Annotated in this window: 11 protein-coding genes; 4 read left to right on the top strand and 7 right to left on the bottom strand. The window is 71.4% G+C overall.

What is annotated here, in order from left to right; translation table 11 throughout:
- Positions 1-145 precede the first annotated feature (145 nt).
- Entirely contained in the window at positions 146-820 is a 675-nt protein-coding gene (locus tag AB0F01_RS22255; protein ID WP_164334673.1) for a Crp/Fnr family transcriptional regulator, read from the bottom strand.
- A 344-nt stretch (positions 821-1,164) separates the two neighbouring features.
- Here AB0F01_RS22255 and nth point away from each other — a divergent pair, with 344 nt between their 5' ends.
- From nth to AB0F01_RS22270, 3 genes are all read left to right on the top strand, one after another.
- Positions 1,165-2,196 (top strand): endonuclease III, encoded by a 1,032-nt coding sequence (nth, locus tag AB0F01_RS22260; RefSeq protein ID WP_362098415.1) that lies wholly within the window; start codon positions 1,165-1,167, stop codon positions 2,194-2,196.
- A 525-nt stretch (positions 2,197-2,721) separates the two neighbouring features.
- Positions 2,722-3,414, top strand: coding sequence for a CoA pyrophosphatase (locus AB0F01_RS22265; RefSeq protein ID WP_362098656.1), 693 nt, complete (start codon positions 2,722-2,724; stop codon positions 3,412-3,414).
- Between the two features lie 120 nt (positions 3,415-3,534).
- Positions 3,535-4,734 (top strand): MarP family serine protease, encoded by a 1,200-nt coding sequence (locus tag AB0F01_RS22270; RefSeq protein WP_362098418.1) that lies wholly within the window; start codon positions 3,535-3,537, stop codon positions 4,732-4,734.
- Between the two features lie 680 nt (positions 4,735-5,414).
- Here the strand turns inward: AB0F01_RS22270 and AB0F01_RS22275 are convergent.
- The 6 genes from AB0F01_RS22275 to AB0F01_RS22300 all read right to left on the bottom strand — a co-directional run bounded on the left by AB0F01_RS22275 (position 5,415) and on the right by AB0F01_RS22300 (position 14,464).
- Positions 5,415-5,615, bottom strand: a complete 201-nt coding sequence (locus AB0F01_RS22275; protein WP_362098421.1) for a hypothetical protein — start codon at positions 5,613-5,615, stop codon at positions 5,415-5,417.
- A gap of 127 nt (positions 5,616-5,742) precedes the next feature.
- Positions 5,743-6,708, bottom strand: coding sequence for an alpha/beta hydrolase (locus tag AB0F01_RS22280; RefSeq protein WP_362098424.1), 966 nt, complete (start codon positions 6,706-6,708; stop codon positions 5,743-5,745).
- Positions 6,705-7,193: a phage holin family protein gene (locus AB0F01_RS22285; protein ID WP_362098427.1), complete on the bottom strand. Its 489-nt coding sequence runs from the start codon at positions 7,191-7,193 to the stop codon at positions 6,705-6,707. The genes AB0F01_RS22280 and AB0F01_RS22285 overlap by 4 nt, the downstream gene beginning before the upstream one ends.
- A gap of 435 nt (positions 7,194-7,628) precedes the next feature.
- A complete protein-coding gene (gene nhaA, locus AB0F01_RS22290) occupies positions 7,629-9,065 on the bottom strand; it encodes a Na+/H+ antiporter NhaA (protein ID WP_362098429.1) in 1,437 nt (478 codons plus the stop codon).
- Between the two features lie 761 nt (positions 9,066-9,826).
- Positions 9,827-11,785: an acetate--CoA ligase gene (gene acs / locus AB0F01_RS22295; RefSeq protein ID WP_362098432.1), complete on the bottom strand. Its 1,959-nt coding sequence runs from the start codon at positions 11,783-11,785 to the stop codon at positions 9,827-9,829.
- 243 nt (positions 11,786-12,028) lie between these two features.
- Positions 12,029-14,464, bottom strand: a complete 2,436-nt coding sequence (locus AB0F01_RS22300) for a bifunctional SulP family inorganic anion transporter/carbonic anhydrase (protein ID WP_362098434.1) — start codon at positions 14,462-14,464, stop codon at positions 12,029-12,031.
- A gap of 359 nt (positions 14,465-14,823) precedes the next feature.
- Between AB0F01_RS22300 and AB0F01_RS22305 the strand changes: the two genes are divergently transcribed.
- Positions 14,824-16,089 carry a hypothetical protein gene (locus tag AB0F01_RS22305; protein ID WP_362098437.1) on the top strand — a complete coding sequence of 422 codons (1,266 nt, stop codon included), beginning with the start codon at positions 14,824-14,826 and terminating at the stop codon, positions 16,087-16,089.
- Positions 16,090-16,336: the final 247 nt, after the last annotated feature.

Genomic DNA, 16,336 nt, shown 5'->3' on the forward strand with positions numbered 1-16,336 from the left:
ACGGGTGACGTGACGGTGGCCGGTGGCCGGTGGCCGGTGGCCGCTGACGCGACGGTGACGGGCTTGGCCCCGTCGGACGGAGCCTCATCGGCCTCAGCGGCCGCAGCTGCTGGGGCAGCAGGGGCCGCCGAGCGCCCGGAAGACGTCAGCGCGAGCGCTTGGCGAGGCGCTCGACGTCCAGGAGGATCACCGCACGGGCCTCCAGACGGAGCCAGCCGCGCTGGGCGAAGTCCGCCAGTGCCTTGTTGACCGTCTCGCGCGAGGCGCCGACCAGCTGGGCCAGCTCCTCCTGCGTCAGGTCGTGCACGACGTGGATGCCCTCCTCGGACTGCACGCCGAAGCGGCGGGAGAGGTCCAGCAGGGCGCGCGCCACACGGCCCGGGACGTCCGAGAAGACCAGGTCCGACATGGCGTCGTTGGTCTTGCGCAGGCGACGGGCGACGGCCCGCAGCAGTGCCGTGGCGACCTCGGGGCGGGCGCTCAGCCAGGGCGTCAGGTCGTTGTGACCGAGGCCGAGCAGCTTGACCTCGGTCAGTGCCGTCGCCGTAGCGGTGCGCGGTCCCGGATCGAACAGCGACAGCTCGCCGATCAGCTCGCCGGGGCCGACGACGGCCAGCATGTTCTCGCGGCCGTCGGGCGAGGTGCGGTGGAGCTTGACCTTGCCCTCGGTGACCACGTAGAGGCGGTCGCCCGGGTCGCCTTCGTGGAACAGTGAGTCACCCCTCGCCAGGGTCACCTCACTCATGGAGGCGCGAAGCTCCGCGGCCTGCTCGTCATCGAGCGCCGCGAAGAGCGGGTTCCGCCGCAGAACGTCGTCCACGAGTTCTCTCCTTGTCGACCTGCTCAGGGGATCATGTTCCCCCTTGTACCAGGGGACCGTGGTGCCCATTTTGCCGGACAGTCCAAACAGTGTGATCTGTCACAAGGATGCCGCACCGTGCTGTCGGGGTACGCGGCAGGGGTCCGATTGGGCGCCGATCTTCGGTGTCCGGGGCGGATGTCGGTGCCGGGTCGTAGGCTGGCCGGGTGTCCAAACAGCCGGTGAGAGCACAGGCCGAGGGGGCTGCGCGGGTGGAGGAACGTCGTGATTCCGCTGTGGGCGAACAGGGCCCCGATGGCGGAAGGAAATCCACAGAACCGGTCGAAGCGACCAGCAACGCGCCGGTGAAGAATTCCGGCGCCCGGAAGGCACCGGCGCCGAAGAAGACGCCTTCCGCGAAGAAGAAGGCACCCGCCGCGAAAACGGCACCCGCGGCCAAGAAGGCACCCGCCAAGAGGGCACCCACGGCCAAAAAGGCACCCGCCGCGAAGGCACCGCCCGTGAAGAAGGCGTCGGCCGTGAAGAAGCCGGCCGTGGCGCCGAAGAAGGCGGCCGTGGCGGTGAAGGGCGCGCAGACCAGAACCGTCGCCGGCGCTCCCCGGGGCGAGTCCCGTACCGCCCTGGTCCGCCGCGCCCGGCGGATCAACCGCGAGCTCGCCGAGGTCTACCCGTACGCCCACCCGGAGCTGGACTTCGAGAACCCCTTCCAACTCGTCGTCGCCACGGTGCTGTCGGCCCAGACCACCGACCTGCGCGTCAACCAGACGACCCCGGCGCTGTTCGCGAAGTACCCCACCCCCGAGGACCTGGCCGCGGCCAATCCCGAGGAGGTGGAGGAGATCCTGCGCCCCACGGGCTTCTTCCGTGCCAAGACGAAGTCGGTCATAGGGCTGTCGAAGGCCCTGGCGGAGGAGTTCGGCGGGGAGGTGCCGGGCCGGCTGGAGGACCTGGTCAAACTGCCCGGTGTCGGCCGCAAGACCGCTTTCGTCGTGCTCGGCAACGCCTTCGGGCGCCCGGGCATCACCGTGGACACCCACTTCCAGCGCCTGGTGCGCCGCTGGCGGTGGACCGACGAGACGGACCCGGACAAGATCGAGGCGGCCGTCGGCGCGCTCTTCCCCAAGAGCGACTGGACGAACCTCTCCCACCACGTGATCTGGCACGGCCGCCGGATCTGCCACGCCCGCAAGCCGGCCTGCGGGGCATGCCCGATCGCACCGCTCTGCCCGGCGTACGGCGAGGGGGAGACGGACCCGGAGAAGGCCAGGAAGCTGTTGAAGTACGAGAAGGCGGGCCTGCCGGGCCAACGGCTGAACCCACCGCAGGCGTACCTGGACGCGGGAGGCCGTCCCGCTCCGCCGCTGGGCGCCGGGTGACGTGGCAGCCGGGTGGGCAGGTGGGTGGTCCGAGGAACGAAAGCGGGGGCGCCGGGCGTTGACCCCGTGGAACGCGGACGCGGACGCGGGCTCGGCCGCTGAGCCGTACGCGGGCATCGGTACGGAGGTGGACGTGAGCGACGTGGACGATGTGGACGACGTGGGCGGCGACGGGCGCCCACGGGAGCACAGACCGGCGGCCGCGCCGGGACGGCGACCGGTCCCGTCGGGCGCCGGCCACTTGCAAGCCTTCGGGTGGTTGCAGCCCGCTCAGCCACGGGCCGCCGCGCGGCGGCCCGCGTCGGGCTCGCTGCTCGGCCCGGCACGCTCAGGAGGGTCACGGCCACAAGGGTCACGGTCACGACGGCCATGCGACCGCGGGCACGTCGAGGCAGCCGTACCGGAGCACGCGCGTCGGTACGGCCGACCGCACCCGCGAGGGTGCTCGGTGTCGTACGCCCACGGCGAAGCGCAGGTGAGGGCACGCCCGGACCGGATCGGGCCCGGACGACGGGGGTGGCGAAGATGCAGGTGAGCGGGGCACGGGACGACCGGGTGGGGCTCCGTAGGGCAGGGCTGCCTTCTTGGCTCGACCCGGTGGCGCGGGCGGCCGAGACGGTGGCGCCGAGACAGCTCAGCCGATTCCTGCCGCCCGAGGACGGCGCCGGCCGCCAGTCCGCCGTGCTGGTCCTGTTCGGTGAGGGGCGTCGCGGCCCCGAGCTGCTGTTGATGGAACGTGCGAGTTCTCTGCGGTCCCATGCGGGCCAGCCCGCCTTCCCCGGCGGTGCCCTCGACCCCGAGGACGGCGATCCGCAGGCCGACGGTCCGTTGCGGGCCGCGCTGCGCGAGGCCGAGGAGGAGACCGGGCTGGACCCGGCCGGCGTGCAGCTGTTCGGTGCGCTGCCGAAGCTGTACATCCCCGTCAGCGGCTTCGTGGTCACCCCCGTGCTGGGCTGGTGGCGGTCCCCGAGCCCGGTGGGCGTCGTCGACCCGAACGAGACGGCACGCGTCTTCACGGTCCCCGTGGCGGATCTCACGGATCCGGACAACCGGGCCACCACGGTCCACCCCAGCGGCTACACCGGTCCGGCATTTCTGGTCGAATCGGCTCTGGTGTGGGGCTTCACGGCCGGGATCATCGACCGACTGCTGCATTTCGCCGGGTGGGAGCGCCCGTGGAACCGGGAGAAGCAGGTCCCGCTGGACTGGCGGTCATGACAGGCTGTTCGCCGTGCCGTGCTCTTCGGGGGCCTGCGACGGTGGTGTGTCCGCCCCGCCCTCGCTTCCGGATTCCGGCCGTGCCGAAGCGACCGGAATGACGAGGCGAGGCTTGAATCGGTGAACGTGCTGGACATCCTGCTGCTGGTCGCCGCCGTGTGGTTCGCCGTCGTCGGCTACCGCCAGGGGTTCGTCGTCGGCATCCTGTCGGTGATCGGTTTCCTGGGCGGCGGTCTCGTCGCCGTCTACGCCCTGCCGGTCATCTGGGACGCGCTGACGGACAACGCCGAAGTCAGCACCACGGCCGCCGTCGTGGCGATCGTCGTCGTCATAGTCTGCGCCTCCGTCGGCCAGGCCCTGACGACCCATCTCGGCAACAAGCTGCGCCGCTACATCACCTGGTCCCCGGCCCGCGCGCTGGACGCCACCGGCGGCGCCCTGGTCAACGTGGTGGCGATGCTGCTGGTGGCCTGGCTGATCGGCTCGGCCCTCGCGGGGACCACGCTGCCGACGCTCGGCAAGGAGGTCCGCAGCTCCAAGGTGCTGCTCGGCGTCTCACGGGCGCTGCCCGACCAGGCCGACACCTGGTTCGCCGACTTCTCCTCCGTCCTCGCGCAGAACGGCTTCCCGCAGGTCTTCAGCCCGTTCGCCAACGAGCCGATCAAGAACGTCCGTCCGCCCGACCCGGCGCTCGCGGGCAGTCCGGTGGCGCAGCGCGCGCAGCGGTCCATCGTCAAGGTCATGGGCACCGCCGAGCGTTGCGGCAAAGTGCTGGAGGGCACCGGTTTCGTCTTCGACGAGCGCCGCGTCATGACCAACGCGCACGTCGTCGGGGGAGTCGACGAACCCACCGTCCAGATAGGCGGCGAGGGCCGCAAGTACGACGCGACGGTCGTCCTCTACGACTGGGAGCGCGACATCGCCGTCCTCGACGTGCCCGATCTGAAGGCGCCCGCGCTGCGGTTCACGACCGAGGACGCGACTAGCGGCGACAGCGCGATCGTCGCCGGGTTCCCCGAGAACGGTGCGTACGACGTCCGGTCGGCCCGGGTGCGCGGCCGGATCACGGCCAACGGCCCGGACATCTACCACCGGGGCACCGTGCGCCGCGACGTCTACTCCCTGTACGCGACCGTGCGCCAGGGCAACTCCGGCGGTCCCCTGCTGACGCCCGAGGGCGAGGTCTACGGCGTGATCTTCGCGAAGTCGCTGGACGACGCAGAGACGGGTTACGCGCTGACGGTGGACGAGATAGAGGAAGACATCGCCAAGGGGCGCACCGCGAACCAGCAGGTCGACAGCGACAACTGCGCGCTCTGACCTCCCGGAGGGACGTATCGGCGCCCTGACTGCCCGATGCCCCGACTGCCTGCTCGATGCCCGGCGCCCTGACGGCCCCGTGCCCTGACGGCCCGCCGTCTCGACGCCACGGTGCACCGACTCCTCGACGTCTCGACGTCCTGACGGCCGGCTGACCGATGGGGGCCGCATGCCCCGAACCGGGATGACTCGAACCGGGACGACCCGAACCGGGATGACTCGACCGGGACGACTCGAATCGGGAGGGCTCGAACCGGACGGCCCGGGCCCGGGCTCGCTCGGACAGTGACTCCCGGAGCCTCGTCCCGCGGCGATCATCCTGCCGGGACGGACGTGCGGTCGGGGCCCACATCCAGCGCGTACCGGGGTTCCTGACCCGCCCTCAGGCCGACTCCTGCTCACGGTCCCGCATCATGCCGCGACGGAAGCCAGGAGGAAGCGCCCCGCCACGACTCCTTGCGAGCCGTGGCCTTCAGTGGGGCGTTCCGAGCATTCCGTTTAGCGCACACGGCCAACGCGTCCGGGCGCTGTCCGCGGGTGTGCGGGAGTCAGGCCCCGGAGCCGTCCGGCCGCGTGTGGCCCCGTGCGTGTACTCCCGGGCGCCTGAACGCTTGGACGCCCGCTTCAGGGAACCCGCAGCGGTGGGTGACGTGTGAGCATCCAGGCGATCGAGGTGCCGGTCAGCCGCGTGGTTGGCGGAGGCGGACGGAGACCCAGCGGGCCCGGCGGCGCAGGATGCGTGGAATGCCCACTTGAGGGTCGGTTCCTGCCACACCTGCCATACCTGCCATCTGCGGTGCACCGCCTCGCTGGTGAGAGCCCACACCGCTCGCCGAACGGCGCTTGCGGCTTGCGTCACTGTAGTCGTGCGTCCAGCCCATACCCGGACGTCTGCCCCCGCCCCATGGTCGATAACCGCTTCCCGCGTGCCCAATTGGCCTATGCGCCGGGCAAGTGGCCATCCGTGGGGCAGGTGTTGAAGAAAACGAGCGGGGAGTGCCCGTACGGTCACCGATCCGGTTCCGGATCCTTCAGCCAATTGATCAGTTCGGTGGAGAAGGCGACCGGATCCTCTTCGTGCGGGAAGTGTCCGAGCCCGTCGAACAACCTCCATCGGTACGGAGCTTCGACGTACTGCCCGGAACCGGCCGCGCTCCTGGTGCGCACCACCGGGTCGAGCGAGCCGTGGAGATGCAGGGTGGGCACCCGCACCGGACGCTTCATCCTGCGGTTGAACTGGATGCCGTCCGGGCGGGCCAGCGACCGCACCATCCAGCGGTACGGCTCGACGGAGCAGTGCGCCGTGGAGGGGATGCACATGGCGCGGCGGTAGACCTCCAGCGCCTCCTCGTCGGCCGGGCGCGGTCCGGACCACTCGCGGATGAGCCGGGCGACGAGGGCCCCGTCGTCGGCGGTGAGCTGCCGTTCGGGGACCCAGGGCCGCTGGAACCCCCAGATGTGAGACAGCGCGGCCGACTGGCGTACGTCGGCCACCAGCGCCGAGCGCCACCGCCGTGGATGGGGCATGGACGCGACCGCGAGCCGCCGGACCAGCTTGGGCCGCATCGCGGCCGCCGTCCACGCCAGGAAGCCGCCCAGGTCGTGCCCCACCAGGGCGGCGTCCGGCTCGCCCAGGGAACGGATCACCCCGGTGATGTCCAGCGCCAAGTTGGCCGGGTCGTAGCCGCGCGGGGTGCGGTCGCTGCCGCCGACGCCCCGCAGGTCCATGGCGACGGCCCGGAAGCCGGCGTCAGCGAGCGCCGGCAACTGGTGCCGCCAGGTCCACCAGAACTGGGGGAAGCCGTGCAACAGCAGCACCAGCGGCCCGTCACCCACTTCCGCGATGTGGAAGCGCGCGCCGTTGGCCGCGACGTCCCGGTGGGTCACCCGGGGGCCGCCGGGAACGTCCATGCGGACGACCGAGGCGGGTTGCGTCGAGGGGGACTGCGCCGGTGGCGTGGAAGGGCCCGTCATGAGGACGAGCGTGCCACAGCCTCGATGGCTTCGGGGCCCCGGTTCTCGGGGAGGGCGGGACGCGGGTGCGGCTTGGCCTTCTGCAGCACGCCTGCCGTCTCCTTCACCGAAGCGGCGACCTTCTGCGGTCCGCGGCCCTTTTTCGCCTTCTTCGCGAAGACCACGCCGATCAGGACGAGTACCAGGGCGACCAGCACGTTCGCCGCGAACGACAGCAGGAAGCAGAGAGCGAGGTTCCACTTGCTCCAGGTGTGGATGCCGTACGCCAGTGCGAAATTCAGCATCGGCAGGGAGAACACGAGGATCAGTCCGGCCAGCGACATCGCCCCGCCGCTGGCTGCTCCCCGCTTCACGTCCTGCTTGAGCTGCGCCTTCGCCAGCGCGATCTCGTCGTGCACCAGCGCCGACATTTCCGCCGTCGCCGAGGCGAACAGCTGGCCGACGCTGCGTTCGGCGCCGACCGGGCTGCCGTCGGGTGCGCTCATCGCGGTCTCCCTCTCCTGCGTACGTACTGCGTGCCGTGGCCACGGTGCAGTCTGCCGTCCGACGGTCCGTGCCGGGTGGAGCCGAGCCGGTCGACGTCGGCCGGTCGTCCGTCCGGCCCGCCACCGCGAACCGGTCGTCCGTCCGACCCGCCGGGCCGCAGCACCGGTGAGTCCGTCCGGCCCGATCGTCCCGGTGGTCCTTCCGGTCCTTCCAGTCCGTCTGGTCCTTCCGGTCCTTCCAGTCCGTCTGGTCCTTCCGGTCCGGTCTGTCCGGTCCGGGCCTTCCGGTCCCGGGCGGCCGGGCGTTCCCGGTTCCACCGGTTCGGCGTCCGTCGCACCCCGACCGTTCCTGTCCGGCGGCGAGCGTTCTGGCCCGAGGGCCGACCGCTTGCTGCCGCACCGAGGTGCGTCCGACTTTTGTACCGTCTCGTCAGATCATGCCGGACGGTCGTCCTCCTCGCCTGCCCCGCCCGCTACTTCGGCAAGCCCGTGGCGCGCCGCGGCCTTCTCCTCGGCGAGTCGCCGGTGCTCCGCGGCCTTCCGCTCGTGGATCTCCGCCATGCGCACGTGGTACTCCGGATCGTCCTCCTCGTAGATGTCCGGTACACCGCTCAGGTCGTCGTCGCGGTTCTCCGCCTCCTCCAGCCTGCGGTACTTGGCGTTGCGCAGCTTCAGCAGCACGGTGGCGAGGACGGTCGCGATGAGCGAGCCCGTCAGGACGGCGGCCTTGACCCGGTCCGTCATGGACGCGTCGCCGGAGAAGGCGAGTTCGCCGATGAGCAGGGAGACGGTGAAGCCGATCCCGGCCAGGGCGGCCACGGCGAAGACGTCGGGCCAGGCGAGGTCGTCGCTGAGGGAGGCCCGGGTGAAGCGGGCCGTCAGCCACGTGCCGCCGAAGATGCCGACCGTCTTTCCGACGACGAGCCCGAGCACCACGCCGAGCGTCTCCGGGGTGGTGAACACCTCGGCGAGCGCACTGCCGGAGACCGTCACTCCGGCGCTGAACAGGGCGAACAACGGCACCGCCAGGCCCGCCGAGACGGGACGGACGAGGTGCTCCACGCGCTCCCCCGGAGAGCTCTCCTCACCCTCGCGACGGTGACAGCGCAGCATCAGACCCATGGCGACACCGGCGATGGTCGCGTGGATGCCGCTGTTGTACATCAGCCCCCAGACGACCAACGCGAGGGGCACGTACACGTACCACCCGCGCACGCCCTTGCGGAGCAGGAACCAGAAGAGGCCCAGGCTCACGGCGGCGCCGCCGAGCGCGGCGAAGTTGAGGCTCTCGGTGAAGAAGACCGCGATGATGAGGATCGCGAACAGGTCGTCCACGACGGCGAGCGTGAGCAGGAAGGCGCGCAGGGCGCTCGGCAGGGACGTGCCGATGACCGCGAGGACGGCGAGGGCGAAGGCGATGTCGGTGGCGGTCGGCACGGCCCAGCCGGCGAGCGATCCGCCGCCGGCCGAGCTGGTGATCGTGTAGACGATCGCCGGTGCGGCCATGCCGCAGAGGGCGGCGACGACCGGGAGCGCGGCGGCCCGGGGGTCGCGCAGGTCGCCCGCGACGAGTTCCCGTTTGAGTTCGACGCCGGCGACGAAGAAGAAGATCGCGAGCAGTCCGTCGGCGGCCCAGTGGGCGACGGAGAGGTCGAGACCCAGCGCCTCCGGGCCGAAGTGGAAGTCGCTGACGCTCGTGTAGCTGTCACTCAGTGCCGGAACGTTCGCCCAGATCAGGGCGGCGACGGCGGCGAGGAGCAGCAGGACCCCGCCGACGGTCTCGGTCCGCAGCGCGTCCGTGATGAAGGTCCGCTCGGGCAGGGAGAGGCGTCCGAAGGCCTTGCCGGGGCGGGGGGTGCGGGGCGCGTTCACGGGGTGGTCCTCTGGTTGATGGGCAGCACGAATCGTGTGCCGACCAGACTTCCCGGCGCTCCATGGAACCGCTTCTGGCGCGGTTTTTTGGCTACTGTAACCAACGCGCCGACCGGGTGCACCGGCGGGTGGTGGGGCGCCTGGCCCGGCCCGGCCTGGGGGGCTCCCGCCAGGGTCCCGTCGCAGGTCCCGCGGGGTGAGGAGCCCCGGTTGCCCGGGCCGGTGGCGTGTCTCCAAGGCGGCTGATGCGGACCCACGCGCGGTCCGGCCGACACGGGGCATCCGCCCGTCCCCGGCGCCTTTCGCCCGACACCGGACTCGATGCGGGCGCCCGTACACCGAGCGCGACGAGAAGCGTCCGCGCGTACTGACGAGCGTCCGCGTGCCGGTTGCGGCCCGCACGCACCGGTTGCGGCCCGCGCGCACCGAGTGCGGCCCGCGCACGCCGACGGCAGCGTCCGGCACGCCGGCGCCGGCGTCCCGCGACAACAACGCCCCGACACAGGGGTGCCCCACGCACCAGTCCCCAGCGCGGGCGCGATGCCACCTGCGCCCCGGCGTGGGCGCGACGCCGCCAGCGCCCCGGCGTGGGCGCCACGCAGCGACGCCCACGCGGGGCGAGGCTCGCCGAACGCGGCAGGGGCACCAGGTGCGGTGAATCCCGGGTGCCCCTGCCGGTCGTGCCGGCCGTGCCGGTCGCGTCAGCCGTGCCGGCAGCGCGTCGCGGGCCGGTCGTACTGGACGCCCCTGTCAGTCCTTGCTCAGTCCTCGCTGGGCGACTGCGGCAGCTTGGCCTGGATGAGGTCCATGACGGTGGAGTCGGTCAGGGTGGTGACGTCGCCGAGCTGGCGGTTCTCCGCGACGTCCCTGAGGAGACGGCGCATGATCTTGCCCGAGCGGGTCTTCGGCAGCTCGGCCACCGGCAGGATCCGCTTGGGCTTGGCGATCGGACCGAGGGTGGCGCCGACGTGGTTGCGCAGCTCGGCGACCAGGTCCTCGGTCTCCGCCGCCGTGCCGCGCAGGATGACGAAGGCGACGATCGCCTGGCCGGTCGTCTCGTCGGCGGCGCCGACGACGGCCGCCTCGGCGACCGACGGGTGGGAGACGAGGGCCGACTCGACCTCGGTGGTGGAGATGTTGTGCCCCGAGACCAGCATCACGTCGTCGACCCGGCCGAGCAGCCAGATGTCGCCGTCGTCGTCGCGCTTGGCGCCGTCGCCCGCGAAGTACTTGCCCTCGAACCGGGACCAGTACGTGTCGATGTAGCGCTGGTCGTCGCCCCAGATGGTGCGCAGCATCGACGGCCAGGGCTCGGTGACGACCAGGTACCCGCCGCCTCCGCTGGGCACCTCGTTGCCCTCGTCGTCGACGACGGTCGCGGCCACGCCCGGCAGCGGCGTCTGGGCGGAGCCGGGCTTGGCGTCGGTCACGCCGGGCAGGGGCGAGATCATGATGCCGCCGGTCTCCGTCTGCCACCAGGTGTCCACCACCGGGGTGCGGTCCCCGCCGATGTTCTTGCGGTACCAGACCCATGCCTCGGGGTTGATCGGCTCACCGACGGAGCCGAGGAGGCGCAGCGACGACAGGTCGAACTTGGCGGGGATGTCGTCGCCCCACTTCATGAACGTCCGGATCGCGGTGGGCGCGGTGTAGAGGATGGTGACGCCGTACTTCTGGACGATCTCCCAGAAGCGGCCCTGGTGCGGTGTGTCGGGGGTGCCCTCGTACATGACCTGGGTCGCGCCGTTGGCGAGCGGGCCGTAGACGATGTACGAGTGGCCGGTCACCCAGCCGATGTCGGCCGTGCACCAGAACACGTCCGTCTCCGGCTTGAGGTCGAAGACCGACCAGTGGGTGTACGCCGTCTGGGTGAGGAAGCCGCCGGAGGTGTGCAGGATGCCCTTCGGCTTCCCCGTGGTGCCGGACGTGTACAGGATGAACAGCGGGTGCTCGGCGCCGAAGGCCTCCGGCGTGTGCTCGCTGCTCTGCCTGCCGACGAGGTCGTGCCACCACACGTCGCGGCCCTCGGTCCAGGCGACGTCCTGGCCGGTGCGGCGGACGACGAGGACGTGTTCCACGATGTCCGCACGGCCGACGGCCTCGTCCACCGCCGGCTTGAGGGCGGACGGCTTGCCGCGCCGGTAGCCGCCGTCGGCCGTGATGACCACTCGGGCGTCCGCGTCCTTGATGCGGGTGGCGAGGGCATCCGACGAGAAGCCGCCGAAGACCACGGAGTGCGCGGCGCCGATGCGGGCGCAGGCCAGCATCGCCACGACGGCCTCGGGGATCATCGGCAGGTAGACGGCGACCCGGTCGCCCTTCTGCACGCCCAGTTCCGTCAGGGCGTTGGCGGCCTGGGACACCTCGTCCTTGAGCTGGGCGTAGGTGATCGTGCGGCTGTCGCCGGGCTCGCCCTCGAAGTGGATGGCGACGCGGTCGCCGTGCCCGGCCTCCACGTGGCGGTCGACGCAGTTGTAGGCGACGTTCAGCTCGCCGTCCTGGAACCACTTGGCGAACGGCGGGTTGGACCAGTCGAGCGTCTCGGTGGGCTCCTTGGCCCAGGTCAGCCGACGGGCCTGCTCGGCCCAGAAGCCAACCCTGTCAGCCTTGGCACTCTCGTACGCCTCGGCCGTGACGTTGGCGTTGGCGGCCAGGTCAGCGGGCGGCGCGAAGCGACGCTCCTCCTTCAACAGGTTGGAGAGGGAAGAACTCTCGCTCATCGTCCCGTCCCCTCCGTCAAAAGGTTGGCCAGGCTTTCGTTGCTCACGGCATCTGCCTTTCCCAGGTGTGTCCGTTGTGTCCCAGGCCACAGCTCATCAGAACCGAGGGTGCCGTGACAAGGGGTGACGGCAAAGTGGTTTAGACCTGTCGCGGTGTCGGATCGGTGTCGGACGGCTGCGCGGCCGAGGGGTCACCGGTACCCACGGACGCCGGCGGCTCCTGGTTCAGATCGTGTAACGCCTTCACACCGGAACGGATCCCTCACCTGGGACGTCCGCTGTCGGCAGCTCCTCCGCGCGGACGCGGTCGAAGGTCCGTGTCTCCTCCCTCTCCGTCAGCAGGTACGCCTGCGCGTCGGCCACGTCGAAGTACATCCCGTGCAGGTCGAGCCGCCCCTCCCGGACGGCGCGGGCGACCGACGTGTGGGCCCTGAGGTGGTCCAACTGCTGGACCACGTTGCTCAGGCAGAGCCGCTCGACGGCGTCACGGGGCGGGCCCCCGGCGAGTCGCTCGGCCGGAGCGTCCGTGCCCTCCAAGCGCGTCAGGGCGGGCCGGCCGTGCCGCAGCCAGCGGCTCAGCGGGGTGCAGGCGTCCGCCGGGGGCGCGTCGAGCAGTGCCTGCATCGCACCGCAGCCCGAATGGCCGCACACGGTGATGGACCGCACCGCCAGGACCTCCACGGCGTACTCGAGGGCGGCCGCCACCGAGTCGTCGCCGCTCTCCTCACCGGGCGGCGGGACGAGGTTGCCCACGTTGCGCACCACGAACAGGTCTCCCGGACCACTGGACGTGATCATCGAGGTGACCAGTCGCGAGTCGGCGCAGGTCAGGAACAGTTGTGACGGTCGCTGTCCGTCGCGCGCCAGCCGGGCCAGTTCCTCGCGCACCAGCGGGGCGGTGTCCCGCTGGAACGCGCTGATGCCCCGTACGAGCTCCCGTCCGATCTCGCGCGGCGGCTCGACGCGTGCTGTCCCGGCCTCCCCAGGGGGAGGAGCGCCGGTCGGGGGTGGTGCGGACGGACGCTCGCACTGGTGGTTGCGCCAGGCGGTCCAGGGCTTGCAGCGGCAGCCGCCGGCCTGCGCGCCGCTCTCCTCGTCGGCCGGGGGCTGCCCGGTGAGGTGCCCCGGCTCCGCGAGTCGGAGGCCGGCGCGACGGCCGGTGATCTCCACCGTGCCGCCCCGTGCGCGATGGGTGCTCTGCCAGTCGTGCAGCGCCTCGTACGCCGCGTGGTCCATGAACGACCCGTCCAGCGTCACGACGGTGTCGGCGCCCGGGGGTACCAGGTGCAGGGCCCGGCTGAGCCGCGGTACGGCGAGGAACGTCAACTGTCCTCTCACGTGGATCCGATGGGTGCCTACTTTCTCCGTGTGCGTGATGCGGGTGCGGGTCAGACGGTGCAGAGCCACGGCGACGGCCACGGCGATGCCGAGGACGACGCCCTCGAGAACGCCCAGGGACACCACCCCGAGGGTGGTGACGGCGTAGACGAGGACCTCACGGTGGCGGGTCACCGTGCGGATGTGGTGCAGGGACACCATCTGGATGCCGACGGCCATCACCAGGGCGGCGAGCGAGGCGAGCGGGATGAGCTCGAGGAGAGGGACCATCAGCAGTGCGGCGATCACTACGAGAACGCCGTGCAGCATCGTGGAGTTCCGGCTCACGGCACCCGCGCGCACATTCGCGGAACTGCGCACGGCGACCCCGGCGACGGGCAGGCCGCCGAGGCTGCCGGAGACGATGTTGGCGGCCCCCTGGCCGAGCAGCTCACGATCCAGGTCGGAGCGGGTGACGTGCTGGGGGCCGGGGCGGGCCGACGCCAGCTTGTCGACCGCGACGGCGCCGAGCAGGGACTGCACACTGCACACCAGCGTGGTCGTCAGCACGGCGGCGACGAGTCCGAGTACGGGGCCTTCGGGCAGCCCGGCCAGCGCGTGGCTGCGCCAGGACGGCAGGTCGACCTGGGCCAGGGCGAGTCCCGCGGCGGACGCCACGGCGGTGGCGCCGGTGACGGCGACGAGGGCGGCCGGGACCTTGCGCAGGAAGCGGCCGACGCGGCCGGGAAGCCGTGGCCAGAACATCAGCAGCACCAGGGTCAGCAGGCTCGCGGACACCGCTGCGGGGTCGAAGTCGGCCAACTGGGCGGGCAGGGCGCGCAGGTTGTCGGGCACCGAGCTCTGTGGGGTGCCCCCGAGGACGATGTGCACCTGGGCGACGGCGATGGTGACCCCGATGCCGGCGAGCATGCCGTGCACGATCGCGGGGCTCACGGCGAGTGCGCCGCGGGCCACCCGCAGACAGCCCAGGCCGAGCTGGGCGAGACCGGCCAGGACGGTGATGGCGCAGGTCGTACGCCAGCCGTAGCGCTGGATGAGGTCGGCGGTGACCACGGTGAGGCCGGCAGCCGGGCCGCTGACCTGGAGGGGGGATCCGCCGAGCATTCCGGCGACGAGACCGCCCACGGCGGCGGCCACCAGGCCGGCCTGGAGCGGGGCGCCGGTGGCGAGGGCGATGCCCAGGGACAGGGGGAGGGCGATCAGGAAGACGGCCACCGAGGCGGACACGTCGGCGCCCGCGATGCGAGGGCGCCACGGTCCGGTCGGCGGCGGACTGTGGGGCGGATGGGCGCGCTCGGTCCGATTCAGGTCGGCGGCGCGGGCGGGGACGCAGGCTGACATGTTTCCCGTCTCCTCCGGGTCTGCGCGGTCGCGGAACGGGTGGGGCTCCGCGCTGCGGCGGGCTGGTCGCGGCGGTGGGGCGCGGCGCCGGCACGGCGTCACCACGGTGGGATGCAGGCGCACGCACTCCCAACTGGCGGTAAACGAATCGTAATTCGGAGTAAAAGGCAGATCGTGACTTTCCCGGCATACAGGTCAAGGAATCACCCAGGGGGGTGAAGTGCCCATTCCGTCGGCTTGTCGTACTAATCCGGTCTTCTGTGCCGTGCGACGTTGGCGGCGCTGTCGGCGTGCTGCGGCAGCACCTGACATCGCCCTCGCCAGGGTTCGTCCGAGAGAAGGAAGAAGGTGGGCGGAAGATGGCCGCCACCCACAGGATCGCAGCGGGCGCCGTGATCGTCGCGGTCTGCGCCGCCTCACTCGCCGCTTGCGGGACCGACACCGAGAACTCCGCGAAGGAGCGGGAGAAGGCCAAGCCGGCTCCGGCGCCGAAGAACGTGGTGCAGCTGATCGGCGACGGCTCGACCGCCTACACCGGGGCCCAGCCGCACCTGCCCGAGCCCGAGCGGCTGAAGCCGGGCGAGAAGCCCCCGCAGTTCGTCGTCTTCTCCTGGGACGGCGCGGGAGAGGACAGCCAGAAGCTCTTCTCGCACTTCCGCAAGGTCGCCAAGGACAACAACGCGACCATGACGTACTTCCTGAGCGGCGTGTACATGCTGCCGGAGGAGAAGCGCGACCTCTACCGCCCGCCGCAGCACTCGCCGGGCCGCTCCGACATCGGCTTCAACGACCGTCAGGGCATCACCGACACCGTCGAGCAACTGCGCCTGGCCTGGCTCGAGGGCAACGAGATCGGCACCCACTTCAACGGCCACTTCTGCGGCAACGGCGGCGGCGTCGGCGAGTGGTCGGCCGAGGAGTGGAAGGACGAGATCTCCCAGGCCAAGTGGTTCGTCAAGACCTGGAAGACCAACACCGGGGTCAAGAACGCGGCCCCGCTCCCCTTCGACTACGACAAGGAGCTCATCGGTGCCCGGACCCCGTGTCTGGAGGGCCAGGAGAACTTCATGAAGGCGGCCCGGGACCTGGGCTTCCGCTACGACACCAGCGGCGTCAACAACCAGGTCTGGCCGAAGAAGAAGAACGGCCTGTGGGACCTCTCGCTCCAGCTGGTGCCCTTTCCCGGGCGGTCCTTCGAGACGCTGAGCATGGACTACAACTACATGGTCAACCAGTCCGGCACGACCACCCAGGGCGACCCCGCCAAGCACGAGCAGTGGGGCGACGAGATGCGGGACTCCCTGCTGCAGGGCTTCGACCGCGCCTACAACGGCAACCGCGCCCCGCTGATCATCGGCAACCACTTCGAGTCCTGGAACGGCGGCACCTACATGCGGGCCGTGGAGGAGGTCGTCGAGACGGTGTGCACCAAGTCCGAGGTGCGCTGCGTCTCCTTCCGCCAACTCGTGGACTGGCTGGACGCGCAGGACCCGAAGACGCTGGAGAAGCTGCGCGGCCTCGGGGTAGGTGAGGCCCCGAAGAAGGACTGGAAGTCCTACTTGGCGGCAGCCGCCCCGGCCCCGGCGCCCAAGGGCGTCCCCGGGGCGCCGGCCGCCAAGGACTGACCGGCCTGCGGAGGGCCGTGGAGCCGCCCGCCCTGCGCCGACGGGGTGGCAGGGCGGGCGGTCGGCGCTGCCGGCGGCCCGCCGGGTGACGGGGCGGTGGCGGGCAACGATGACGTGGGTGCCGACGACGTGGGCGCCGGCGACGTGGGGTGCCGAACGACCACCTGCGCCGGCGCCCCACGCGGCACATGCTCGGGGGCGTCCAGCCCAGCGGATCCCGGGAACCCCACCGGCGCTCCCCAAGACA

This window comes from Streptomyces sp. NPDC029526, assembly GCF_040637405.1.
Classification (GTDB): domain Bacteria; phylum Actinomycetota; class Actinomycetes; order Streptomycetales; family Streptomycetaceae; genus Streptomyces.

Excerpts from the sequence above, each read along its gene's own strand:
- AB0F01_RS22280 (WP_362098424.1), bottom strand. The coding sequence starts at position 6,708 with ATGACGGGCCCTTCCACGCCACCGGCGCAGTCCCCCTCGACGCAACCC.
- AB0F01_RS22305 (WP_362098437.1), top strand. The coding sequence starts at position 14,824 with ATGGCCGCCACCCACAGGATCGCAGCGGGCGCCGTGATCGTCGCGGTC.
- AB0F01_RS22300 (WP_362098434.1), bottom strand. The coding sequence starts at position 14,464 with ATGTCAGCCTGCGTCCCCGCCCGCGCCGCCGACCTGAATCGGACCGAG.
- AB0F01_RS22275 (WP_362098421.1), bottom strand. The coding sequence starts at position 5,615 with ATGGGCTGGACGCACGACTACAGTGACGCAAGCCGCAAGCGCCGTTCG.
- AB0F01_RS22285 (WP_362098427.1), bottom strand. The coding sequence starts at position 7,193 with ATGAGCGCACCCGACGGCAGCCCGGTCGGCGCCGAACGCAGCGTCGGC.
- AB0F01_RS22265 (WP_362098656.1), top strand. The coding sequence starts at position 2,722 with ATGCAGGTGAGCGGGGCACGGGACGACCGGGTGGGGCTCCGTAGGGCA.
- acs (WP_362098432.1), bottom strand. The coding sequence starts at position 11,785 with ATGAGCGAGAGTTCTTCCCTCTCCAACCTGTTGAAGGAGGAGCGTCGC.